Annotated in this window: 21 protein-coding genes; 15 read left to right on the top strand and 6 right to left on the bottom strand. The window is 58.0% G+C overall.

Annotated elements, in window-relative coordinates:
• The first annotated feature begins 63 nt into the window (after positions 1 to 63).
• Positions 64 to 1,212: a 3-phenylpropionate MFS transporter gene (locus QQF33_RS22000; protein WP_285149789.1), complete on the top strand. Its 1,149-nt coding sequence runs from the start codon at positions 64 to 66 to the stop codon at positions 1,210 to 1,212.
• Here QQF33_RS22000 and csiE read toward each other — a convergent pair.
• On the bottom strand, positions 1,207 to 2,484 hold the full coding sequence (gene csiE / locus QQF33_RS22005) for a stationary phase inducible protein CsiE (RefSeq protein WP_285146892.1): 1,278 nt from the start codon (positions 2,482 to 2,484) through the stop codon (positions 1,207 to 1,209). The genes QQF33_RS22000 and csiE overlap by 6 nt on opposite strands.
• A gap of 125 nt (positions 2,485 to 2,609) precedes the next feature.
• Between csiE and QQF33_RS22010 the strand changes: the two genes are divergently transcribed.
• Complete coding sequence (locus QQF33_RS22010; RefSeq protein WP_285149790.1) at positions 2,610 to 3,248, top strand: DUF1007 family protein; 639 nt, start codon at positions 2,610 to 2,612, stop codon at positions 3,246 to 3,248.
• On the top strand, positions 3,239 to 4,219 hold the full coding sequence (locus QQF33_RS22015; protein WP_282494188.1) for a nickel/cobalt transporter: 981 nt from the start codon (positions 3,239 to 3,241) through the stop codon (positions 4,217 to 4,219). Before QQF33_RS22010 ends, QQF33_RS22015 begins: the two co-directional genes overlap by 10 nt.
• Before the next feature lie 68 nt (positions 4,220 to 4,287).
• On the opposite strand, the gene suhB is transcribed toward QQF33_RS22015, so the two are convergent.
• Entirely contained in the window at positions 4,288 to 5,094 is an 807-nt protein-coding gene (gene suhB, locus QQF33_RS22020) for an inositol-1-monophosphatase (protein WP_282494189.1), read from the bottom strand.
• A 135-nt stretch (positions 5,095 to 5,229) separates the two neighbouring features.
• Here suhB and trmJ point away from each other — a divergent pair, with 135 nt between their 5' ends.
• From trmJ to sseB, 11 genes are all read left to right on the top strand, one after another.
• Positions 5,230 to 5,964 (top strand): tRNA (cytosine(32)/uridine(32)-2'-O)-methyltransferase TrmJ, encoded by a 735-nt coding sequence (gene trmJ / locus QQF33_RS22025; RefSeq protein WP_285146889.1) that lies wholly within the window; start codon positions 5,230 to 5,232, stop codon positions 5,962 to 5,964.
• A 202-nt stretch (positions 5,965 to 6,166) separates the two neighbouring features.
• Complete coding sequence (gene iscR, locus QQF33_RS22030) at positions 6,167 to 6,658, top strand: Fe-S cluster assembly transcriptional regulator IscR (RefSeq protein ID WP_282494191.1); 492 nt, start codon at positions 6,167 to 6,169, stop codon at positions 6,656 to 6,658.
• Positions 6,659 to 6,778: 120 nt separating this feature from the next.
• The gene (iscS, locus tag QQF33_RS22035; RefSeq protein WP_282494192.1) at positions 6,779 to 7,993 is read left to right on the top strand and encodes a cysteine desulfurase; all 1,215 of its coding nucleotides are present in this window, start codon (positions 6,779 to 6,781) and stop codon (positions 7,991 to 7,993) included.
• A gap of 22 nt (positions 7,994 to 8,015) precedes the next feature.
• Entirely contained in the window at positions 8,016 to 8,402 is a 387-nt protein-coding gene (gene iscU, locus QQF33_RS22040) for a Fe-S cluster assembly scaffold IscU (protein ID WP_285158601.1), read from the top strand.
• A gap of 13 nt (positions 8,403 to 8,415) precedes the next feature.
• The gene (gene iscA / locus QQF33_RS22045) at positions 8,416 to 8,739 is read left to right on the top strand and encodes an iron-sulfur cluster assembly protein IscA (RefSeq protein ID WP_282494193.1); all 324 of its coding nucleotides are present in this window, start codon (positions 8,416 to 8,418) and stop codon (positions 8,737 to 8,739) included.
• 76 nt (positions 8,740 to 8,815) lie between these two features.
• Complete coding sequence (gene hscB / locus QQF33_RS22050) at positions 8,816 to 9,331, top strand: co-chaperone HscB (protein ID WP_282494194.1); 516 nt, start codon at positions 8,816 to 8,818, stop codon at positions 9,329 to 9,331.
• Positions 9,332 to 9,346: 15 nt separating this feature from the next.
• Positions 9,347 to 11,197: a Fe-S protein assembly chaperone HscA gene (hscA, locus tag QQF33_RS22055; RefSeq protein ID WP_285158602.1), complete on the top strand. Its 1,851-nt coding sequence runs from the start codon at positions 9,347 to 9,349 to the stop codon at positions 11,195 to 11,197.
• Position 11,198: 1 nt separating this feature from the next.
• Complete coding sequence (gene fdx / locus QQF33_RS22060) at positions 11,199 to 11,534, top strand: ISC system 2Fe-2S type ferredoxin (protein ID WP_282494196.1); 336 nt, start codon at positions 11,199 to 11,201, stop codon at positions 11,532 to 11,534.
• Between the two features lie 11 nt (positions 11,535 to 11,545).
• Entirely contained in the window at positions 11,546 to 11,749 is a 204-nt protein-coding gene (iscX, locus tag QQF33_RS22065; RefSeq protein ID WP_100779311.1) for a Fe-S cluster assembly protein IscX, read from the top strand.
• A 63-nt stretch (positions 11,750 to 11,812) separates the two neighbouring features.
• Positions 11,813 to 13,099 (top strand): aminopeptidase PepB, encoded by a 1,287-nt coding sequence (pepB, locus tag QQF33_RS22070; RefSeq protein ID WP_285149792.1) that lies wholly within the window; start codon positions 11,813 to 11,815, stop codon positions 13,097 to 13,099.
• A 96-nt stretch (positions 13,100 to 13,195) separates the two neighbouring features.
• Positions 13,196 to 13,972, top strand: a complete 777-nt coding sequence (gene sseB, locus QQF33_RS22075) for an enhanced serine sensitivity protein SseB (protein WP_285146882.1) — start codon at positions 13,196 to 13,198, stop codon at positions 13,970 to 13,972.
• Positions 13,973 to 13,990: 18 nt separating this feature from the next.
• Here the strand turns inward: sseB and QQF33_RS22080 are convergent, their stop codons facing one another.
• From QQF33_RS22080 to QQF33_RS22095, 4 genes are all read right to left on the bottom strand, one after another.
• A complete protein-coding gene (locus QQF33_RS22080; protein ID WP_282495520.1) occupies positions 13,991 to 14,761 on the bottom strand; it encodes a MurR/RpiR family transcriptional regulator in 771 nt (256 codons plus the stop codon).
• Positions 14,761 to 15,606, bottom strand: a complete 846-nt coding sequence (sseA, locus tag QQF33_RS22085) for a 3-mercaptopyruvate sulfurtransferase (protein WP_285149793.1) — start codon at positions 15,604 to 15,606, stop codon at positions 14,761 to 14,763. Before sseA ends, QQF33_RS22080 begins: the two co-directional genes overlap by 1 nt.
• An 88-nt stretch (positions 15,607 to 15,694) precedes the next feature.
• Complete coding sequence (locus QQF33_RS22090; RefSeq protein WP_285149794.1) at positions 15,695 to 17,062, bottom strand: 6-phospho-alpha-glucosidase; 1,368 nt, start codon at positions 17,060 to 17,062, stop codon at positions 15,695 to 15,697.
• Positions 17,063 to 17,073: 11 nt separating this feature from the next.
• Positions 17,074 to 18,618, bottom strand: a complete 1,545-nt coding sequence (locus tag QQF33_RS22095) for a PTS transporter subunit EIIC (protein ID WP_285158603.1) — start codon at positions 18,616 to 18,618, stop codon at positions 17,074 to 17,076.
• 281 nt (positions 18,619 to 18,899) lie between these two features.
• Here QQF33_RS22095 and QQF33_RS22100 point away from each other — a divergent pair, with 281 nt between their 5' ends.
• On the top strand, positions 18,900 to 23,849 hold the full coding sequence (locus QQF33_RS22100) for an alpha-2-macroglobulin family protein (RefSeq protein WP_285149796.1): 4,950 nt from the start codon (positions 18,900 to 18,902) through the stop codon (positions 23,847 to 23,849).
• The last annotated feature ends 1 nt before the right edge of the window (position 23,850 follow it).

Raw genomic sequence — 23,850 nt, forward strand, 5'->3', positions numbered from 1 at the left:
AATACACGCTTGCGCCAGCCCCTGTTTAGCGCCAGACTAGCGCCTCCAAAACGGGAGGGATTCATGGGTTTGCATTCCACGCGCTGGCTGGCGCTCAGCTATTTTACCTACTTCTTTAGCTACGGTATTTTTCTGCCTTTCTGGAGCGTGTGGCTCAAAGGTATCGGCCTGACGCCGGAAACCATCGGCGTGCTGCTGGGCGCAGGCCTGGTAGCGCGATTCCTCGGCAGCCTGCTGATTGCGCCGCGCGTCAGCGATCCCTCTCTGCTCATAAAAGCCATGCGCATTCTCGCGCTTCTCACACTGGTCTTCCTCGCGGGCTTCTGGGTCAGCCAGCAGTTTGCCTGGCTGATGGTGGTAATGGTCGGCTTTAACCTCTTCTTCTCGCCGCTGGTTCCGCTGACGGATGCCCTGGCGAACACCTGGCAAAAACAGGTGACGATGGACTACGGGCGTGTGCGTCTGTGGGGATCGGTGGCCTTTGTGATTGGCTCGGCGCTGGTGGGCAAGCTGGTCAGTCTCTATGACTATCGGGCGATTCTGGCGCTGCTCAGCGTGGGCATTGCCTCGATGCTGCTGGGTATGCTGCTGCAACCCTCGGTCAAACCGCAGGGCGAAAGCCGCCATCAGGAGAGCACCGGCTGGGCTGCGTGGAGCACACTGATTAAGCAAAGCTGGCGTTTTCTCGCCTGCGTTTGTCTGTTGCAGGGCGCGCATGCGGCCTACTACGGTTTTAGCGCGATTTACTGGCAGGGCGCGGGATATTCCGCCTCGGCGGTCGGGTATTTATGGTCGCTCGGCGTGGTGGCGGAAGTTATCATTTTTGCGCTGAGCAAAAAGCTGTTCCGCCGCTTTGGCGCGCGCGATCTGCTCCTGCTCTCCGCCGTGTGCGGCGTGCTGCGCTGGGGGATCATGGGCTGGACCACCGAGTTGCCGTGGCTGATAGTCGCTCAGATCCTGCACTGCGGGACCTTCACCGTCTGCCATCTGGCGGCGATGCGCTATATCGCCGCGCGTCAGGGCAGCGAAGTCATTCGTCTCCAGGCGGTCTATTCGGCGGTGGCGATGGGCGGCAGTATTGCGGTGATGACGGTGTTCGCGGGCTTCTTGTATCAGCATCTCGGCCACGGCGTGTTCTGGGTAATGGCGCTGGTGGCGCTGCCGGCTCTGGTGGTTCGTCCCAAAGTGGCAGCGCAAAACGTGGCGTTATGATTCCAGCATGGCGCGAATATGTTCCTGCTGCTGCGGGTTGAGCGTCTCCACGGCGTGGATCAGCGGCGGCGAGAACAGCGGCAGGGCGGTGGCGTAAGGGGTAATGATCAGCGCCGCCTCGCGCGGTGCGCCCTCTTTCTGGAACGTCTGAAGCGACACATAGCGGATGTTCAGCGGCAGCAGCGTCAGTTCGCGCAGCTGCCCCTCAATCAGTACTTCGCAGGCTTTATCATCCCCCGTCAGTAACACGACCTGCTTCTCATGCAGGTCGGTCTCCTGCATCAGCCAGGCACCAAAAATCACGGCCACCAGGCTCATCTCTTCATCAGAAAAACGCAGGCCGAATTCCGCTTCCACTTCAAACAGCACGTCCCTTGTGGTGCGCATCAGGCGCGGGTAGAGGCGACCGATCTCTTCCGGCAGGCTGTTGTCGATGCCGATGCCAAACAGCGAACGATCCAGCGCCTGGGAAAGGTGGATGTAGAGCTGATCCGTCAGCCCCTGTTCATCGCTAAAGCGCATGCCCGTCTGGCCGCGAAAACGGCCAATCATGCGTGAGATGGCGTGGCGCAGGCGTTGGTCCAGCTGATGGGCATCGCGCAGCGGATCGGGGGTGCGCAGCATCATAAACAGCAGCGACAGAAACAGCGGCTCATCCGCATGCGGGCTTTGGTGTACGCGGCGCTGCCAGTGGCGGACAATCTCCTGCGCCGCCAGGTATTCACCGCGCGAATGCGCCCAGTGGCGCTGCACCGGGGAGAACTGCGGCGTCTGCCCCAGATGATGCTGGATCAGGCAATATTGCAGGTAGAGCTGCAGAAACTGCACGTCGCGGCACTCAAAGTGGCGCTGCAGACGGCGCGAACAGAAGCCGATCAGCGCCCGCAGGTTGGTGTCGTCGTACAGCGTGCGCGCGATGCCGAGCTGTTTAAGCTCCGTTTTAAGCGCCGGGGTAAACTGTTGGCTAATAAAATGCGGGCAAAGCCGCAGCGCCCGGCGCAACCAGTGCAGCAGGCATAGGCGTTGATCGAGCGTCGTACCTTCAATTCGGAAGCTGCCGTCATGATGCGTCACGATGTTCAGCCGGTGATAGCGCTGGATCTCATCGCGCGTCTCGGCTATATCTTGCCGTGCGATGTCGTCGTCGACCCCATTGATATCGATAATGCTTTGCGGGGTGACGGCAAAACCTGGCAGGTAAAGCATCAAAAGCACCTGGCAGCGGCGCTGCGAACTGGAAAGCACAGATGGGTTTTCGAGTGTCGTCATCATCTGTCGGGTATCCAGTAGGGGTATTCGATAAGAATAGCTAAAGGATGTGCGCAGGAAAGCGCACCCGCGGGTCTTTCCGTCAGGAATGCGGGAGAACATCACAGAATTTTTGACGTGAGGAATCGATGCAAATAGTTAAACACAGCGCGACGGCGCTATTTTTGGCGGTTTTATCTTCTGCCGCTGCCGCGCATCCTCATAGTTTTATCAGCCTGCAGACGGAAATTGTCGCGGATGATACGCACCTCAGCGGGCTGAAAATGCGCTGGACGATGGATGAAATTACATCATCCGATCTGCTCTATGACGCGGGCAATGCGAAACCGGGCGATGAGATCTGGAAAAAGCTGGCGGCGGAGGTGATGGCCAACGTGCTCGGGCAGCACTACTTCACCGAGTTCTGGCATAACGGCCAGAAAGTGAAATTCCTCAATCGGCCCACCACCTACGGGATGGAGCGCGACGGTCATCAGGCGGTGTTAACCTTTATTCTGCCGCTGGCGGAACCGCAGCCGCTCGCCGGGCAGAAATACACGTTTTCGACCTTTGACCCGAGCTACTACGTCGACATGAGCTATGCAGAGGACAAAGATGCGGCCCTTCCCGCCGCGCTGCAAAAGCGCTGCAAAATTGCGGTCCATACGCCAACGCCGAGCGAAGAGACGATGAATTTTGCGCTATCCCTCGATAAAGCCGACGCGCCGCCGGAGGATATGGATTTGGGTAAACAGTTTGCGCAGCAGGTGACCGTGCAATGTCAGTGATTGTCTCCTCACTCAGTAAAAAACGCCGCTGGCTGCATCTCTGGCCGCTATTCCTGTTTCTGGTTCTGGCTGCCGTTGGCGCACTCTGGCTCTGGCAGGCGTGGCCGCAGGTGATGATGAAAAGCATTATCTGGCAGCGCGAAGTCAATCAGCAGATGAGCGGGCTGCTCAAAGCGGTGGCGGAGAATCCGACCAAAGCGGGTGGCTCGCTGCTGATCTTCAGTTTTCTGTACGGCGTGCTGCACGCCCTGGGGCCGGGCCACGGGAAAATTGTGATCACCACCTGGCTTGCGACCCATCCTTCAAAGCTCAAATCGAGTATTGGCCTGACGCTCGCCTCTTCTTTATTGCAGGGGCTGGTGGCAATTGCGCTGGTGGTTGTGGTGCTGACGGTGCTGCAACTTCCGGCTCGCCAGCTGCACATGAGCAGCTTCTGGCTGGAGAAGGGCAGCTATGCTCTGGTGGGTGTGCTGGGGCTGTTGCTCTGCTGGCGAGCGGTCAAAAAACTGCGGGCCTTGCTGCAGAAACCCAAATTCAAAGCGTTTACGCCGCATCATGTTCACGATGCACACTGTGGCTGCGGGCATCAGCATTTGCCGACGCAGGAGCAGCTGCAAAGCGGGGACGACTGGCGCGCGCGGCTGGTGATTATCCTGTCGATGGGGATGCGGCCCTGTTCCGGGGCGATCATGGTGCTGTTGTTCAGTAAGGTGATTGGGGTGTTTAGCTGGGGCGTGATCTCCGCGCTGGCGATGGCGGCGGGGACGTCGCTGACGATTACGTCGCTGGCCTTGCTGGTCCACAGTTTTCGCCAGCTGGCGGTGAAACTGAGCGGCAATAAAACGCCGGTACTGTGGCGGCAGGTGGGCTGGACAACGCTGGCGTTAGCGGGAGGCGTGATTTTACTGGTGGCGGCGGTGACGATGTGGGTCAGCGCGGTGCCGGTGGGGCGGGGGTTACGACCGTTTTAATTTTAGTAGGGTGAGCGCTGATGCCCTCACCCTAACCCTCTCCCACAGGGAGAGGGAACCGAAAGGAATTAACGCTTCAGCGCTTCACTCAATTCGTCACGCATGTTCGCCAGCATCGCTTTCACGACACGCGGGTTACCGGCAACGATGTTACCGCTCATCATGTAGTTATGACCGCCGGTGAAGTCGCACACCAGGGCGCCTGCTTCACGGGCAATCAGTTCGCCTGCGGCAAAATCCCACGGCTTCAGCGCGATTTCGAAATAACCGTCAACGCGGCCCGCGGCCACGTAAGCCAGATCCAGCGCAGCAGAACCGGTGCGACGGAAATCCGCGCATTCGGTGTAGAGCTTGCCGAGGATCTTCATGTAGGTCTGAGCGTGCTGTTTCGCCTTGAACGGGAAACCGGTCGCCAGAATAGTGCCATCCAGATCGCGAGAGTTGCTGCCGCGCAGACGGTAGCCGTTCAGCTGTGCGCCCTGACCACGGGTTGCGGTGAACAGTTCGTTACGCATTGGATCGTAAACCACGGCCACTTCAGTACGGCCTTTGATGCGTACAGCGATAGAAACAGAGAAATGTGGGAGGCGTTTAACGAAGTTGGTGGTGCCATCCAGTGGATCGATTACCCATTGAACATCCTGATCTTCGCCTGTCATTTCACCGCCTTCTTCAGCGATGATGGTGTGCTGCGGGTAAGATTTGCGAATGGTTTCGACAATAATCGCTTCTGCGGCTTTATCGACGTTAGTCACAAAGTCATTGCTGCCTTTCTGGCTGGTTTCTACAGAATCTGGCGTTTCGTAGTGTTTGGCAATTACATTACCCGCCTTGCGCGCTGCGCGCACGGCGATGGTCAACATAGGATGTTGCATCGGTTACTCTCACTGGATGTTAAAGAACAGGGAAACGAAAACGGCCCAGAGTATAGCAGCGAGTTCGGATCATGTCTCTCGTTTATGATAATATGGCCGAATATTCTTCAGACACTGGCTTTCGAAAAACTCATTATGCTGCAAAACATCCGAATCGTACTGGTCGAAACATCGCACACCGGCAATATGGGCTCTGTCGCCCGCGCTATGAAAACCATGGGTTTAACTAATCTGTGGCTGGTCAATCCGCTGGTGAAACCAGATTCTCAGGCCATCGCCCTGGCAGCAGGCGCGAGTGACGTGATCGGCAACGCGCAGATCGTCGATACCCTCGACGAAGCGCTGGCGGGCTGTAGCCTGGTGGTTGGTACCAGCGCGCGTTCGCGCACGCTGCCGTGGCCGATGCTTGATCCGCGCGAATGCGGCCTGAAAAGCGTCGCCGAAGCTCAGCAGGCGCCTATCGCCCTGGTATTTGGTCGTGAGCGCGTCGGTCTGACCAACGACGAACTGCAGAAGTGTCATTATCACGTGGCGATTGCCGCAAACCCGGAATACAGCTCCCTGAACCTGGCGATGGCGGTGCAGGTTATCGCCTACGAAGTACGTATGGCGTGGCTGGCGACTCAGGAAAAAGGCGTCAGCGCCGAGCAGGAAGAAGAGGCCGCGTATCCGCTGGTGGACGATCTGGAGCGTTTCTACGGTCATCTGGAACAAACGCTGCTGACCACCGGTTTTATCCGCGCGTCGCACCCAGGTCAGGTGATGAACAAGCTGCGCCGTCTGTTTACCCGCGCTCGCCCGGAAACGCAGGAGCTGAACATTCTGCGCGGGATGCTGGCGTCGATTATTGAGCAGAAGAATAAAGAGTAATGCGCACGATTTTGTAGGCCGGGTAAGCGAAGCGCCACCCGGCAAGGCTTTGAGCGCACATATGGCTAAATACCTGACTAAAACAGTCAAGTAAATAGTTGACCAATTTAGTCGGGAATGTCAGACTTGGCCCTGCTATGCAATACCCCCCATTTTACAATAAAAAACCCCGGGCAGGGGCGAGTTTGAGGTTAAGTAAGACATGAGACTGACATCTAAAGGGCGTTATGCTGTGACCGCGATGCTGGACGTTGCGCTCAACTCTGAATCGGGCCCGGTTCCGTTGGCTGATATTTCTGAACGTCAGGGAATTTCCCTCTCTTATCTGGAACAGCTGTTCTCCAGATTGCGTAAAAACGGATTGGTTTCCAGCGTGCGTGGCCCAGGCGGCGGCTATCTGCTGGGTAAAGACGCGGGCAGTATTGCAGTAGGCGAAGTCATTAGCGCTGTTGATGAGTCGGTAGATGCGACCCGTTGCCAGGGCAAAGGCGGCTGTCAGGGCGGCGATAAATGCCTGACCCACGCGCTGTGGCGCGATCTGAGCGACCGTCTGACCGGCTTCCTGAACAACATCACCCTCGGTGAACTGGTGAATAACCAGGAAGTTCTGGATGTTTCTGGTCGCCAGCACAGCCATGAATCACAACGCAGCACCCGCGGACAAGACGCGATCGACGTCAAATTACGCGCTTAAAAAAACGATAAGAATTTCAGAATCAGGCCGGGGCGTTAACTCGCCCCGTCTACTCGGTCGTACATCCAGCCGGTTAGCCTGATTCCTTGCATTAGAGCGATGTACGGAGTTTATAGAACAATGAAATTACCGATCTATCTCGATTACTCCGCAACCACGCCGGTGGACCCGCGTGTTGCCGAGAAAATGATGCAGTGTCTGACCCTGGACGGAAACTTTGGTAACCCAGCTTCCCGTTCACACCGTTTTGGCTGGCATGCTGAAGAGGCGGTTGATATCGCCCGTAATCAGATTGCTGAGCTGGTTGGCGCCGATCCGCGTGAAATTGTTTTCACCTCCGGTGCGACCGAATCCGACAACCTGGCGATTAAAGGTGCGGCCAACTTCTATCAGAAAAAAGGCAAGCATATCATCACCAGCAAAACCGAACACAAAGCCGTGCTGGACACCTGTCGCCAGCTCGAGCGTGAAGGTTTTGAGGTCACCTATCTCGCCCCACAGAGCAACGGTATTATCGACCTGAAAGAGCTCGAAGCGGCGATGCGCGACGACACCATTCTGGTGTCCATCATGCACGTTAACAACGAAATCGGCGTGGTGCAGGATATCGCGACCATCGGCGAACTCTGCCGTGCGCGCGGCATCATCTATCACGTAGATGCCACCCAGAGCGTGGGCAAACTGCCTATCGACCTGAGCCAGCTGAAAGTGGACCTGATGTCCTTCTCCGGCCACAAAATCTATGGCCCGAAAGGTATCGGCGCGCTGTACGTTCGTCGTAAGCCACGTATCCGCATCGAAGCACAGATGCACGGCGGCGGTCACGAGCGCGGCATGCGTTCCGGTACGCTGCCTGTTCACCAGATCGTCGGCATGGGCGAAGCTTACCGTATTGCAAAAGAAGAGATGGAAAGCGAGATGGCGCGTCTGCGCACGCTGCGCAACCGTCTGTGGGACGGCGTGAAAGATATGGAAGAAGTGTATCTGAACGGCGACCTTGAACAGGGTGCTCCAAACATTCTTAACGTCAGCTTCAACTACGTTGAAGGTGAATCGCTGATTATGGCCCTTAAAGACCTGGCCGTCTCTTCCGGTTCTGCCTGTACGTCTGCAAGCCTCGAGCCATCCTACGTGCTGCGCGCGCTGGGCATGACCGACGAGCTGGCACACAGTTCTATCCGTTTCTCTTTAGGTCGCTTCACTACCGAAGAAGAGATTGACTACACCATCAAGCTGGTTCGTAACTCCATCGGCCGTCTGCGTGACCTTTCTCCACTGTGGGAAATGTTCAAACAGGGCGTGGATCTGAACAGCATTGAATGGTCACATCACTAATCGGTACGAAGGAGAATTCAACATGGCTTACAGCGAAAAAGTTATTGATCATTACGAGAACCCACGCAACGTTGGCTCTTTCGACAACAGCGACGAAAGCATTGGTAGCGGCATGGTCGGCGCACCGGCCTGTGGCGACGTGATGAAGTTGCAGATTAAAGTCAACAATGAAGGTATCATTGAAGACGCACGTTTCAAGACTTACGGCTGCGGTTCTGCGATCGCATCCAGCTCCCTGGTCACCGAGTGGGTGAAGGGCAAGTCTCTGGACGAAGCACAGGCAATTAAAAACACTGATATTGCTGACGAACTCGAACTGCCACCGGTGAAAATTCACTGCTCTATCCTGGCAGAAGACGCGATCAAAGCCGCCATTGCGGACTATAAAAGCAAACGTGAAGCAAAATAATTGAGGTTTGAGTATGTCGATTACCCTTAGCGACAGCGCTGCCGCGCGAGTAAGCGCCTTTCTGGCGAACCGTGGTAAAGGCTTTGGCCTGCGACTGGGCGTACGTACCTCCGGCTGTTCCGGTATGGCTTATGTACTGGAGTTTGTTGACGAACCGGCGACGGATGACACCGTGTTTGAAGACAAAGGCGTGAAGGTAGTAGTCGATGGCAAGAGCCTGCAATTTCTCAACGGCACTCAGCTGGATTTTGTGAAAGAAGGCCTGAACGAAGGCTTTAAATTCACCAATCCGAACGTAAAAGACGAGTGCGGTTGCGGCGAAAGCTTCCACGTTTAACTGCGCGTTAACCGAAACCCCACCGTGGCCTGGCTACGTGTGGGGTTTGTTCTAACTGGCTAACCCTGAGATTGTTATGGATTACTTCACCCTCTTTGGGTTGCCCGCCCAGTACCCGATCGATATCCAGGCCCTGACGGTTCGTTTCCAGGATCTGCAACGTCAATTCCATCCGGATAAATTTGCCAGCGGGTCACCGGCGGAGCAACTGGCTGCGGTTTCGCAGTCGGCCACCATCAACCAGGCGTGGCAAACCCTGCGCAGCCCGCTCGCGCGCGCAGAGTATCTGCTTTCACTCCACGGTTTTGATCTGGCAAGTGAGCAACACACCGTTCGCGACACCGCTTTCCTGATGGAACAGTTGGAGCTTCGCGAAGAGCTGGATGAGATCGAACAGGCGAAAGACGAAGTCCGTCTTGAAAGCTTCATCAAACGGGTGAAAGCGATGTTCGATACCCGCCATCAGCAGATGGTTGAACAACTGAATAACGAGACGTGGGACGTAGCGGCGGACACTGTACGCAAGCTGCGTTTTCTCGATAAACTGCGAAGCAGTGCTGAACAACTCGAAGAAAAGCTGCTCGATTTCTGATTTTGGAAGCTTAACATGGCCTTATTACAAATTAGTGAGCCTGGTCTGAGCGCCGCACCGCACCAGCGTCGTCTGGCGGTGGGCATTGATTTAGGTACCACCAATTCTCTCGTCGCGACCGTGCGCAGCGGCCAGGCCGAAACCCTGGCAGACGCCGAAGGGCGTCACCTGCTGCCCTCTGTGGTCTACTACCAGCAGCATGGCCACTCTGTGGGATACGACGCGCGCGCCAATGCCGCGAAAGACCCTGCCAACACCATCAGCTCGGTAAAACGGATGATGGGCCGCTCGCTGGTCGATATCCAGACACGTTACCCGCATCTGCCGTATCAGCTGCAGGCCAGTGAACATGGCCTGCCGATGATCGCAACCGATGCCGGTTTACTCAACCCGATTCGCGTCTCCGCTGACATCCTGAAAGCGCTGGCCGCCCGTGCGACCGCCACGCTGGAAGGCGAACTCGACGGCGTGGTGATCACCGTTCCGGCCTACTTCGACGACGCGCAGCGTCAGGGCACCAAAGACGCCGCGCGTCTGGCGGGCCTGCACGTGCTGCGCCTGCTCAACGAACCGACCGCTGCGGCGATTGCCTACGGCCTCGACTCCGGTCAGGAAGGGGTGATTGCCGTTTACGATCTGGGTGGCGGCACCTTTGATATCTCCATTCTGCGCCTCAGCCGCGGTGTGTTCGAAGTGCTGGCGACCGGCGGCGATTCTGCCCTCGGCGGCGACGACTTCGACCATCTGCTGGCGGATTACATTCGCGAACAGGCGGGCATTGCCGATCGCAGCGACGTCCGCGTGCAGCGCGAGCTGCTCGACGCCGCTATCGACGCCAAAATTGCGCTCAGCGACGCGCAGTCTGTCACCGTTAACGTGGCGGGCTGGAGCGGGGAAATCACCCGCGACCAGTTCAACGAACTGATTGCCGCGCTGGTAAAACGCACCCTGCTGGCCTGCCGTCGCGCGCTGAAAGACGCTAACGTTGAAGCCAGCGAGGTGCTGGAAGTGGTGATGGTCGGTGGTTCAACCCGCGTGCCATTGGTGCGCGAACGCGTCGGTGAATTCTTTGGCCGCACGCCGCTCACCTCTATCGACCCGGATAAAGTGGTGGCGATTGGCGCCGCGATTCAGGCGGACATTCTGGTCGGCAATAAGCCGGACAGCGAAATGCTGCTGCTCGATGTGATTCCGCTCTCCTTAGGGCTGGAAACCATGGGCGGCCTGGTCGAGAAAGTGATCCCGCGTAACACCACCATTCCGGTGGCCCGCGCGCAGGAGTTCACCACTTTCAAAGACGGTCAGACGGCGATGTCCATCCACGTGATGCAGGGCGAGCGCGAGCTGGTTCAGGATTGCCGCTCGCTGGCGCGTTTCGCGCTGCGCGGTATCCCGGCGCTGCCAGCTGGCGGGGCGCATATTCGCGTCACCTTCCAGGTGGATGCTGACGGCCTGCTGAGCGTCACGGCGATGGAAAAATCGACCGGCGTGGAGTCTTCCATTCAGGTGAAACCGTCCTACGGTCTGACCGATGGCGAAATCGCCTCCATGATTCAGGATTCAATGAGCTATGCCGAACAGGATGTGAAGGCACGTATGCTGGCGGAGCAGAAAGTCGAAGCCGCGCGCGTGCTGGAAAGTCTGGAAGGCGCACTCACTGCTGATGCCGCGCTGCTAAGCGCCGCAGAGCGCCAGGTGATTGACGACGCCGTTGCGCAGTTACGCGCCGTGGCCGAAGGCGATGACGCTGACGCAATAGAACAAGCGATTAAAAACGTTGATAAGCAAACCCAGGATTTCGCCGCACGCCGTATGGACCAGTCTGTCCGTACCGCGCTGAAAGGCCAGTCCGTGGACGAGGTTTAATATGCCAAAGATTGTTTTTCTGCCTCATGCGGACCTCTGTCCGGATGGCGCAGTTCTGGAAGCTGAGACCGGCGAAACTATCCTCGATGTTGCCCTGCGGGGCGGTATTGAAGTGGAACACGCCTGTGAAAAATCCTGTGCCTGCACCACCTGCCACTGCATCGTGCGTGAAGGTTTCGACTCCCTCGCGGAAAGCACCGAAGACGAAGACGACATGCTGGATAAAGCATGGGGTCTGGAGCCAGACAGCCGTTTAAGCTGCCAGGCGCGCGTCACCGATGAAGACCTGGTGGTCGAAATCCCGCGTTACACTATCAACCATGCGCGCGAGCACTAACAGGGGGTAGTATGGGACTGAAGTGGACCGACAGCCGCGAAATCGGCGAGGCGCTATACGACGCCAACCCGGATCTCGATCCGAAGACCGTACGATTCACCGATATGCATCAGTGGATCTGCGACCTGGAAGATTTTGACGACGATCCCAGCGCATCCAATGAAAAAATTCTGGAGGCGATTCTGTTAGTCTGGTTAGATGAAGCAGACGTTTAGTGGAAAGATCATACGGGCTGCCTCTGGCGGCCCGTTTGCTAGTTGCTAATAAGGAAAAATAAAATGACCGAAGCGATGAAAATTACGCTCTCTACACAGCCTGCGGACGCACGCTGGGGCGACAAAGCCACCTACAGCATTAACAATGACGGCATTACCCTGCACCTGAACGATTCCGATGATTTGGGCCTGATCCAGCGCGCCGCGCGTAAAATCGACGGTCTGGGCATCAAGCACGTCACGCTGGCTGGAGTTGGCTGGGACACGGATCGCAGCTGGGCATTCTGGGCGGGCTACAAAGGCCCGAAAGGCACCCGTAAAGTCGAGTGGGCAAACCTCGATGAAGCCGCGCAGAAAGAGCTGGAAAACCGTCTGACCATCATCGACTGGGTGCGCGACACCATCAACGCTCCGGCGGAAGAGCTCGGTCCTGAGCAGCTGGCGCAGCGCGCGGTCGATCTGCTGTGCAAAGCGGCGGGCGACAAAATGTCGTATCGCATCACCAAAGGTGAAGATCTGCGTGAGCAAAATTACATGGGCATTCACACCGTGGGTCGCGGCTCTGAGCGTCCACCGGTCCTGCTGGCACTGGATTACAACCCAACCGGCGACAAACAGGCTCCTGTTTTTGCGTGCCTGGTCGGGAAAGGCATTACCTTTGATACCGGCGGCTACAGCCTGAAGCAGAGCGCCTTCATGGACTCCATGAAATCCGATATGGGCGGCGCAGCCACCATCACCGGCGCGCTGGCGTTTGCCATCACCCGTGGTTTGAACAAGCGCGTGAAACTCTACCTGTGCTGCGCCGACAACATGGTGAACGGCAACGCCTTCAAGCTGGGCGATATCATTCGCTATCGCAACGGTAAAAACGTTGAAGTGATGAACACCGACGCCGAAGGCCGTCTGGTACTCGCCGATGGCCTGATTGACGCCTCCGCGCAGAAACCAGAGCTGATCATCGACATGGCGACCCTGACCGGTGCGGCGAAAACCGCCCTGGGCAACGACTATCACGCCCTGTTCAGCTTCGACGACAAACTGGCCGCGCGTCTGCTGGCGAGTGCCGCCGCTGAGAACGAACCGTTCTGGCGTCTGCCGCTGGCGGAATTCCACCGCAGCCAGCTGCCGTCTAACTTTGCCGAGCTGAACAACACCGCCAGCGCAGCCTACCCGGCAGGCGCAAGCACCGCGGCAGGTTTCCTGTCCCACTTCGTTGAAAACTATCGCGAAGGCTGGCTGCACATCGACTGTTCCGCGACCTACCGTAAAGCGGGCGTCGAGCAGTGGTCTGCGGGCGCCACCGGTCTGGGTGTGCGTACTATTGCGAATCTGTTGACGGCTGAATAATTGGCTTAATGCCGGGTGGCGCTGCGCTTACCCGGCCTACAAAACCCGTAGGCCCGTGCAAGCGCAGCGCCGCCGGGCGATAAACGTAACGAAACTATGTCCGAAACCAAAAACGAATTAGAAACCCTGCTGGAGCAGGCGGCGACTGAACCCGCCCACCGTCCGGCATTTTTCCGCACCCTGCTGGAATCCACCGTCTGGGTGCCGGGAACCGCGGCGGAAGGCGAGCAGGTTGTTGAAGACAGCGCGCTGGATCTGCTGCACTGGGAGAAAGACGACGGCACTTCCGTCATCCCGTTCTTCACCTCGCTGGAAGCCCTGCAGCAGGCGGTCGAAGACGAACAGGCGTTCGTGGTCATGCCCGTGCGCACACTGTTTGAAATGACGCTCGGCGAAACCCTGTTCCTCAACGCCAAACTCCCGACCGGGAAAGAGTTCACCCCGCGCGAAATCAGCCATCTGATTGGTGAAGAGGGCAACCCGCTGAGCACGCAGGAAGTGCTGGAAGGCGGCGAAACGCTGCTGCTCTCCGAAGTGGCCGAACCCCCGGCGCAGATGATCGACTCCCTGACCACGCTGTTTAAAACCATCAAGCCGGTGAAGCGCGCGTTTCTCTGCTCGATCAAAGAGAGCGCCGAAGAACAGCCCGTTCTGCTGATCGGCATTGAAGCGGACGGCGACATCGAAGAGATCATTCAGGCGGCAGGCAGCGTGGCCACCGACACCCTACCGGGCGACGAGCCGATTGATATCTGTCAGGTCGTGAAAGGTGAGAAGGGCATCAGCCACTTTATTACCGAGCACATCACGCCGTTCTACGAACGTCGCTGGGGCGGCTTCCTGCGCGATCTGAAAACTACCCGCATTATCTAAAGCGGTCGGGGTGAGCACTCACCCCGTCGCTTCCAGCAACAGCAAATCCATCAGTAACACCAGATTCGATTCAAACGACGTCACCCCTGCGGCCTCGGCGGCGAAATGCACCGCTTCGTCATACAGCGCAAAATGCAAATCCGCCATCCCGGCCAGGGTATTCGCTGATGCGCGGGTAAAGGCGATCACCGTCATGCCGACGTTTTTGGCGATCCGCGCTTTATCCAGCACCTGCTCCGTCTCGCCGCTGCGCGACACCGCGATAAACACCTGATAGCGCGCGGCGTTACTCAGAAAGATATTCCGGCTGTCGCCCGGCCCGGAAATAAACGCCGTTTTGCCCAGCACCTGTAGCTTTTTGGTCAGGTACTCCGCGAAGAGATAGGAAAACCCGGCCCCGTAGAGGAAGAAACTCTCTTTCTCGCGCAGCAGCGTCGCAAACTGACGGCGCTTCTCTTCCGTCACCCACTGAAAGGTCTGCTGATAGTTGGCGATAAACTGGCTGAACAGGGCGGGCAGGTGGGGTAAATCCTGAGCCTCGCTCGCAATGTGCGGCGTATCGGTGAGTAACTGTTTGCAGTGCCAGATGAACTCGCTAAAGCCGCTAAACCCCAGCTTCTGGCACAGACGCATGATGGTCGCCGTTGAGACGAAGGTCGCCTGCGCCAGCTCGCGTACCGTGATATTGCCCACCAGCAGCGGATGTTCCGTGAGATGGGCCAGGACGCGATATTCCGCGCGGGTCAGAGACTCCCCGCGCGTCAGCAGCGTTGCCAGTCGGTTATCCATTATTGAGCAGGTTCGATCGGCAGATCGTCCCGTGCGCCCCATTCGCTCCACGCCCCGTCGTACAGCGTCACGTCGGTCACGCCGAGCGTTGCCAGCGCCAGAATTACCACGCAGGCCGTGACGCCGGAGCCGCAGCTGGCAATCACCGGTTTGTGCAAATCCACACCCTGACGCTCAAAAATCTCGCTCAGTTCGTCGGTGGTTTTCAGCTCGCCTTCAAACACCAGATCGCCCCACGGCACGTTGAGCGCGCCGGGAATATGGCCGCGTTTCAGGCCGGGACGCGGTTCGTCGGCCTCGGCATTAAAGCGGGGAGCCGGGCGGGCATCGACGATTTGCGCCGTTTTCTCGTGGCTGGCAAGCAGGACGTCAGTCAGCCGTTTCACCACACTCGCGTCAAGCGTGGCGTCAAAATCACCTTCCGCAAGGGAAACATTACCCTGCTGGAGCGGCAGTTCGTCGCGCTGCCAGCCCGCCAGTCCACCGGCCAGAATCGACACATTCTCGACGCCGAAGGTTTTCAGCATCCACCACGCGCGCGGGGCGGAGAACAGATTGCCCTCGTCGTACACCACCAGGTGTTTATCGCGGCTGATGCCCAGCTCACGCATTGCCACGGCAAAAGCTTCCGGGCGCGGCAGCATGTGGGGCAGGGGAGAGGTGTGATCGGAGAGGGCTTCGATATCAAAAAAGACCGCGCCCGGAAGATGTCCGGCGCGGTACTCCGCGGGAACGTCGCGATGCTCTTGCCCTGGCGGGGCCATGCGCGCATCGAGGATTTGCACTTCCGGATCGTCGCTGTGTTCGATAAGCCAGTCGGCTGCGACAAAATATGAGGTGGACATGGGTGCCTCCATTTTTTCCTTAAAAAAGGATTGTCGGTGTTTTATCTGACACCGACAAGCACACCACGTTCAACTCGCGAGCAAGCCCTTATTTTTTCACCGCTTCGCCGTCCTGCCACGCTTTTTGCAGCGCAGGCCAGTAGTCGCGGTTGGCCTCGATCATCTCATCGATAATGGCTTTCGCGTGCTCCATCGTCGGCACGGTGCGGTTCAGGGTAAATGCCTGCAACGCTTTTTCGTAGCTGCCTTCGATGGTCGCTTCCACCAGCAGTTGCTCAGAGGCGAGCTGCTGCTGGAGCAGCGTCTGATGGAACAGCGGAACCTGGCCCACGCGAATTGGCTCTGGCCCTTCGGAGGTGATATACGCCGGGACTTCCACCACCGCGTCGTACGGCAGGTTGGTGATCGCCCCACGGTTTTCGACCATCACCAGATGACGCTGGCGCAGGTTGAACGCCAGCGAACGCGCCACATCGACAATAAACTCGCCGTGCACGCCGACGTGGAAAGCGTCGGAGAGAATACCGGTACGTTTGTACTCTTCCGCCGCCGCGAACAGCTTTTTCTCGCGCCCGTTCATCACTTCGTTGGCGCGGGTGTAGTCCGGGTTCTGATGCTCCACAATCTGGTTTGGCATCAGGTAATACTGCAGATACGGGTTCGGCAAGTATTCCGGGAAGTTATCCATGATCGGCTTAATGTTGCGCCAGGTTTTCACCCACGACGGGTCCGAGTGCTGCGGGTCGGTTTTGGCGGCGTCTTCCGTCAGCAGGCCGTACTTCGCGATGTGACGGCGCAGCTCCGGCAATCGGTCGACGCCGTCCACCAGCACGCGGGTAAACCAGCCGAAGTGGTTCAGGCCGAAATAGTCCACTTCCAGCTTGTGACGATCCACACCCAGAATCGCGCCCATATTACGCATCGCTGCCACCGGCATATCGCAGATGTTCAGCACGCGGGCGTTGGGACGCAGGCGACGCACGCCTTCCGCCACAATCGCCGCCGGGTTGGAGTAGTTCACGATCCAGGCTTTTTCGTGAGCGTAACGCTCGACCAGGTCGATCAGCTCCACCATCGGTAAAATGGTGCGCAGACCATAGGCCAGCCCGCCGGGACCGCAGGTTTCCTGGCCGACTACGCCGTGTCGCAGGGGGATCTTCTCATCCTGCTCGCGCATTTTGTACTGCCCGACGCGCATCTGGGCGAAGACAAAGTGTGCCCCGCTGAACGCCACTTCCGGGTCGTGGGTAACGGTAAATTTGATGCTCTGACTGTGGTCGCGAATCACTTTTTCGACCACTGGCGCAATGGTGTCCTGGCGAGCGGCGTCGATGTCGTACAGGCGAATTTCCGCCAGCGGGAAATCCTGCAGCTGGACCATCAGGCTTTTCACAATGCCCGGCGTGTAGGTGCTGCCGCCACCGGCAATGGAGAGAATAAAGGGAGGTTTAAACATGTTTGGCTCCTTCAGAGAAACGTCTCAACGGCTTCTCGCATTTTTTTGACGTGCAGCCCGTAGACCACCTGAACGTTGTTACCTTGCTTGATAATGCCTTTCGCGCCCGTCGCCTTGAGGCGTGGCTCGTCGATGATGTCGACATCTTTGACGGTGACGCGCAGTCGGGTGTAGCAGTTATCCACTACTTCAATATTTTCCCGCCCGCCGAGGCCGACCACGATGGACTCGCCCAGTCCGTCGTTGCTGCCTTTCGCCTGATACTCTTGCTTGCTGTACAGACGGGTTTCCTGTTCGTCATCCTCGCGACCCGGCGTTTTCATGTTGAAGCGCAGGATCAGGAAGCGGAACACGATGAAATAGAGGGCGAACATGATCATCCCGACCACGATGTACATCGGCCAGTTCGACTTCTCCGTGCCCAGCGGCAGGTTGTAGAGAATGAAATCGATAATGCCGTTGGCACCGATGGCGTGGACGCCAAACAGGTAGAACAGCATCATGCCGAGACCGGTCAGCACCGCGTGAACCACAAACAGCAGCGGGGCGACGAACAGGAAAGAGAACTCCAGCGGCTCGGTCACGCCGACCAGCAGCGAGGTCAGCGCCGCCGGGATCAGAATGGCTTTCGCCAGCGCTTTACGCTCCGGTCGGGCAGTGACGTACATCGCCAGCGCCGCGGCGGGCAGACCGAACATCTTGCTGATCCCGCGCGCATCCCACACCACCGTGCTGCTGAGCTGTTTCACTTCCGGGCAGGCCATTTCGGCGAAGTAGATATTCCGCGCGCCCTGATAGACGGCGCCGCACACCTCCTGCGTCCCGCCCAGCTCCGTATACAGGAACGGGGTATAAACCAGGTGATGCAGGCCGGTTGGCACCAGAATGCGCTCCAGGAAACCGTAAATCGCGACGCCAAACGGACCAGACCCTTTGATCGCAAGCGCCATGGCGCTAATCCCGTGCTGGGCAAAAGGCCACAGCTCGCTCATCACCACGCCGAGGACCATCGACACCGGCAGCATCACAATGGCCACGAAGCAGTGCCCGGAGTAGATCGCCATCGCGCCGTTAAACTGTACGCCGGAGTATTTGTTGTACAGATATCCCGACAGAGCACCGGTGAGGATCCCGGCGAACACGCCCATCTCCAGCACCTGAACGCCTAACACCATGCTCTGCCCGGCGGCTTTCATCTGATCGGCGGGGGCCAGATGCCCTTGCAGCTGGAGGGTCACATTCATGGCATTGATAAACACCACAAAAGTCACCAGGCCGATCAGCGCTGCGTAACCTTTGTCACGCGTGGCGAGGCCAATGGGAATGCCGACCGCAAAGACCAGCGCCAGATTCACAAGCACCGAGACCGCCGATTTAGCAATCAGCTGTCCTGTATGTTGAATCAGAGGATGGCCGAGAAATGGCACATACTCGGCAAGATTACCGTTACCCAATACGTTGCCGAAGGCGATAAACAGCCCGACAATCGGTAAGATAAGTACCGGTCCGTACAATGATTTTCCGAAATTTTGTAGGGCGTTCACGGCTCGTTTCATGGCTATCTCTCTAAGTGAACCGCGCACTCAGGGTGCGTCTGAGTATTAAGCTAGCAGGTGGCGCGTCAACTTATCCAGCTATCTTATTGTTTTAAAAACAAATGACGCGAAAGGTAACATGTAACCTTCGACACTGTGATCCCGGTGGCTGCCGCGCGTTTTCCGCGAGCAATGTGCGAGGCGCTTTCCAGATTCTAAAATTGGACTTTTGTATTAGTGAAACTTGCGGATAATACTTAGTCGGACGACGACTAACAGGCTCCACGGACCAGGGATAAAGGATGACACCGTTTCGCTTAGCTGCGCTCTCTCTCGCGCTACTCACCACGTTTACGCTCGTCGGTTGCGATAACAACGACGATAAACCTCAGGCGGCTGCACCAGCCGCTTCCGCGACCACACCGAAAACGCCTGAAAAACCGGATGCTGAAAAGCTCGCGAAGCTGGCTTCGCAAAGTGCAGGCAAAGCCCTGACGCTGCTGGATGCTTCCGAAGTGCAGCTCGATGGCGCATCTACCCTGGTTCTGACTTTCTCCGTCCCGCTAAATCCCGAACAGGATTTCGCCCGCACGGTTCACGTCGTCGATAAAAAGAGCGGCAAAGTGGACGGTGCATGGGAACTGGCTCCTAATCTGAAAGAGCTGCGTCTGCGCCATCTGGAGCCGAACCGCAATCTGGTGGTCACCGTTGAGCGTGACTTGCAGGCACTTAACAAAGCCACCTTCGGCATTGATTACGAAAAAGCGATCACCACGCGGGACATCGAACCGACCGTCGGCTTTGCCAGCCGCGGCTCGCTCCTGCCGGGCAAAGTCGTTGAAGGCCTGCCGGTGATGGCGCTTAACGTCAACAACGTGGATGTGAACTTCTACCGCGTGAAGCCCGAATCGCTGGCCTCCTTTGTCAGCCAGTGGGAGTACCGTAACTCCCTGACCAACTGGGAATCTGACAATCTTCTGAAGATGGCTGAGCTGGTTTACACCGGACGATTCGATCTCAATCCGGCGCGTAACACCCGTGAAAAACTGCTGCTGCCGCTGCGCGATATCAAACCGCTGCAACAGTCCGGCGTTTACATCGCGGTGATGAATCAGGCAGGGCATTACAACTACAGCAACGCCGCCACGCTCTTTACGCTCAGTGACGTCGGTTTATCCGCGCACCGCTATCACAATCGTCTCGATATTTTCACTCAGAGCCTGGAAAACGGCGCGGCGCAGTCCGGCGTTGAAGTCCTGTTGCTCAACGATAAAGGCCAGACGCTGGCGCAGGGCACCAGCGACGCTGACGGCCATGCGAAGCTCGAAACCGACAAAGAGGCAGCGCTGATTCTGGCCCGCAAAGACGGCCAGACTACGCTTCTGGATCTCAAACTCCCTGCGCTCGACCTGGCGGAATTTGATATCGCCGGTGAGCCAGGTTACAGCAAGCAATTCTTCATGTTCGGTCCGCGCGATCTCTATCGTCCGGGCGAAACGGTGATCCTCAACGGTCTGCTGCGCGACAGCGACGGCAAACCGCTCCCGGACCAGCCCGTCAAACTCGAAGTGCTGCGTCCGGATGGACAGGTAGCGCGCACGGTGGTGGCCCAGCCGGAAAACGGTCTCTATCGCTTTAACTATCCGCTGGACAGCGGCGCGCAAACGGGGATGTGGCACGTTCGCGCCAACACCGGCGACAACCAGCAGCGACTGTGGGATTTTCACGTCGAAGATTTCATGCCTGAGCGCATGGCGCTGAATCTGACCGGTCAGAAAATCCCCGTTTCGACCCAGGATGAAGTCAATTTCGATGTTGTTGGTTACTACCTGTACGGCGCACCGGCTAACGGCAACAGCCTGCAGGGGCAGCTTTTCCTGCGTCCGCTGCGCGAGGCGGTGAGTGCGTTACCGGGCTTCCAGTTTGGTGACATCGCTGAAGAGAACCTCAGCCGCAGTCTGGATGAAGTCCAGCTCACCCTGAACGATCAGGGGCGCGGCCAGGTCTCGACGGAAAGCCAGTGGAAAGAGACCCACTCGCCGCTGCAGCTAATCCTCCAGGCCAGCCTGCTGGAGTCGGGCGGTCGTCCGATCACCCGCCGCGCGGAGCAGGCTATTTGGCCTGCCGATACGCTGCCAGGCATTCGTCCGCAGTTTGCCAGCAAAGCGGTGTATGACTATCGTACCGACACCACGGTGAATCAGCCGATTGTCGATGAAAACGGCAACGCCAGTTTTGACATTGTCTATGCCGATGCCAGCGGGGCCAAAAAAGCGGTCTCGGATCTTCAGGTTCGCCTGATCCGCGAGCGTCGCGATTACTACTGGAACTGGTCGGAAAGCGACGGCTGGCTGTCTCAGTTCGATCAAAAAGATCTGGTGGAGGGCGAGCAGGAACTGACGCTCAAGGCCGACGAAACCGGCAAAGTGACCTTCCCGGTGGAGTGGGGTTCTTACCGTCTGGAAGTCAAAGCGCCTGACGAGATAGTCAGCAGCGTGCGCTTCTGGGCGGGTTACAGCTGGCAGGATAACAGCGACGGCACCGGCGCGGCGCGCCCGGACCGGGTGATGTTGAAACTGGATAAGCCGTCTTACCAGCCAGGCGACACCATAAAACTGCACATCGCCGCACCTGCCGCAGGTAAAGGCTACGCGATGATCGAATCCAGCGAAGGCCCGCTGTGGTGGAAAGAGATCGACGTTCCGGCCAATGGCCTGGATATGGCTATTCCAGTCGACAAAGCCTGGAAGCGTCACGATCTGTATCTCAGCACGCTGGTGGTACGTCCGGGAGATAAATCCAAATCAGCGACCCCTAAACGCGCCGTCGGTCTGCTGCATCTGCCGATGGGCGATGAAAACCGTCGTCTGAATATTGCCCTCGATACTCCGCAGAAAATGCGCCCTAATCAGACGCTGTCGGTGAAAGTGAAAGCCAGCGTGAAAGAGGGTAGTGTGCCGCAGAAAGCGAACGTCCTGGTTTCTGCGGTGGACAGCGGCGTACTGAATATCACCGATTACGACACCCCCGATCCGTGGCAGGCATTCTTCGGTCAGAAACGTTACGGCGCAGACATCTATGATATCTACGGCCAGGTCATTGAAGGACAGGGTCGTATGGCGGCGCTGCGCTTTGGTGGTGATGGTGATGAGCTGAAACGCGGCGGTAAACCGCCGGTGAATCACGTCACCATTATCGCTCAACAGGCGCAGCCTGTGGCACTGGATGCGAACGGTGAAGGGACGATCACTTTACCGATTGGCGATTTCAACGGTGAGCTGCGTGTCATGGCCCAGGCCTGGACCGAGGATGATTTTGGCAGTAACGAAGGCAAAGTGATTGTCGCCGCGCCAGTGATTACCGAACTGAATACGCCGCGCTTCCTGGCAAGCGGTGATGCCACCCGGCTGACGCTGGATCTGACCAACCTGACCGACAAACCGCAGACGCTGAACGTCGCGCTCACCGCGTCGGGCTTAATGTCGCTCGAAGGCGCACAGCCGCAGCCTGTTCAACTGGATCCGGGCGTGCGTACCACACTGTTCATTCCAGTGCGTGCGCTGGAAGGGTACGGCGACGGTGAAATTACGGCCCAGGTGACCGGCCTTCAGCTGCCGGGCGAAACCTTCGCGCCGCAGCAGAAGAGCTGGAAAATCGGCGTGCGTCCGGCATTCCCGGCGCAGACGGTCAATACCGGCGCGATGCTAAACCCAGGCGAAAGCTGGACGGCTCCGGCGCAGCATATCACCGGGTTCTCTCCGGCCACGCTGCAAGGGCAACTGCTGCTCAGCGGTAAACCGCCGCTCAATCTGGCGCGCTATATCCGCGAACTGCAGGCGTATCCGTATGGATGTCTGGAACAAACCGCCAGCGGCCTGTTCCCGTCGCTCTACACCAACGCCGCACAGCTGAGCGCGCTCGGCATCAAAGGTGATACGGATGACAAACGTCGCGCGGCGATTGATATCGGGATCTCCCGCTTGCTGCAGATGCAACGCGATGACGGCGGTTTTGCCCTGTGGGATAAAAATGGTCCGGAAGAGTATTGGCTGACGGCCTACGTCACCGATTTCCTGGTCCGTGCGGGTGAGCAGGGTTACAGCGTGCCAGCCGACGCGGTGAACAATGCGAACAGCCGCCTGCTGCGCTATCTGCAGGATCCAGGCATGATGTCCATTCGCTACAGCGATGACACCCAGGCGAGTAAATTTGCCGTACAGGCGTATGCCGCGCTGGTGCTGGCGCGCCAGCAAAAAGCACCGCTCGGCGCACTGCGTGAAATCTGGGATCGTCGTGCGCAGACCGGTTCGGGCCTGCCTCTGATGCAGCTCGGGATGGCTTTGAAACTGATGGGCGATGCGCCACGCAGCCAGCAGGCGCTGGATCTGGCGATGAAAACCCCGCGCAGCGACAGCAAAAACTGGATGGCGGATTACGGCAGTCAACTGCGCGATAACGCCCTGATGCTCTCCCTGCTGGAAGAGTACAAGCTGCTGCCAGATGCGCAAAACACGCTGCTGAATACGCTGTCTCAGCAGGCGTTCAGCCAGCGCTGGCTCTCGACCCAGGAAAGTAATGCCCTGTTCCTGGCCGGACGTTCGCTCCAGACGATCTCCGGTGCCTGGCAAGCGACCACCAGTCTCTCTGACAAAGCGCTGAGCAGCGACAAGTCTCAGGTGCAAAATGTGACTGGCGATCAACTGGGCACGCTGCAGGTAACCAACAGCGGTACCACACCGCTGTGGGTGCGCCTCGATAGCACCGGTTATCCGGAATATGCACCGCAACCCTCGTCCAACGTTCTGCAAATCGAGCGCCATATTCTGGCGACCGACGGCAGCACTAAATCCCTCTCTTCCCTGAAGAGCGGTGAGCTGGTGCTGGTCTGGCTGGAAGTGAAGGCCAATCAAAACGTACCGGATGCGCTGGTGGTTGATCTGCTCCCGGCAGGGCTTGAGCTGGAAAACCAGAATCTCGCCAGCAGCAGCGCCAGCCTTCAGGACAGCGGCAGCGAGGTGCAGAACCTGCTTAATCAGATGCAACAGGCCGATATTCAGCACATGGAGTTCCGCGACGATCGCTTTGTCGCGGCGGTTCCGGTGAACGAAGGCCAGCCGGTAACGCTGGTGTACCTGGCGCGTGCCGTGACGCCTGGAACCTACGAGGTGCCGGTGCCGATGGTGGAATCCATGTATGTTCCGCAGTGGCGGGCAACGGGTGCCGCCAGCGGCCCGCTGATTATCGTTCCGTAAG

Origin of the sequence: Lelliottia wanjuensis (assembly GCF_030238365.1) — a bacterium.
Lineage (GTDB): Bacteria > Pseudomonadota > Gammaproteobacteria > Enterobacterales > Enterobacteriaceae > Enterobacter > Enterobacter wanjuensis.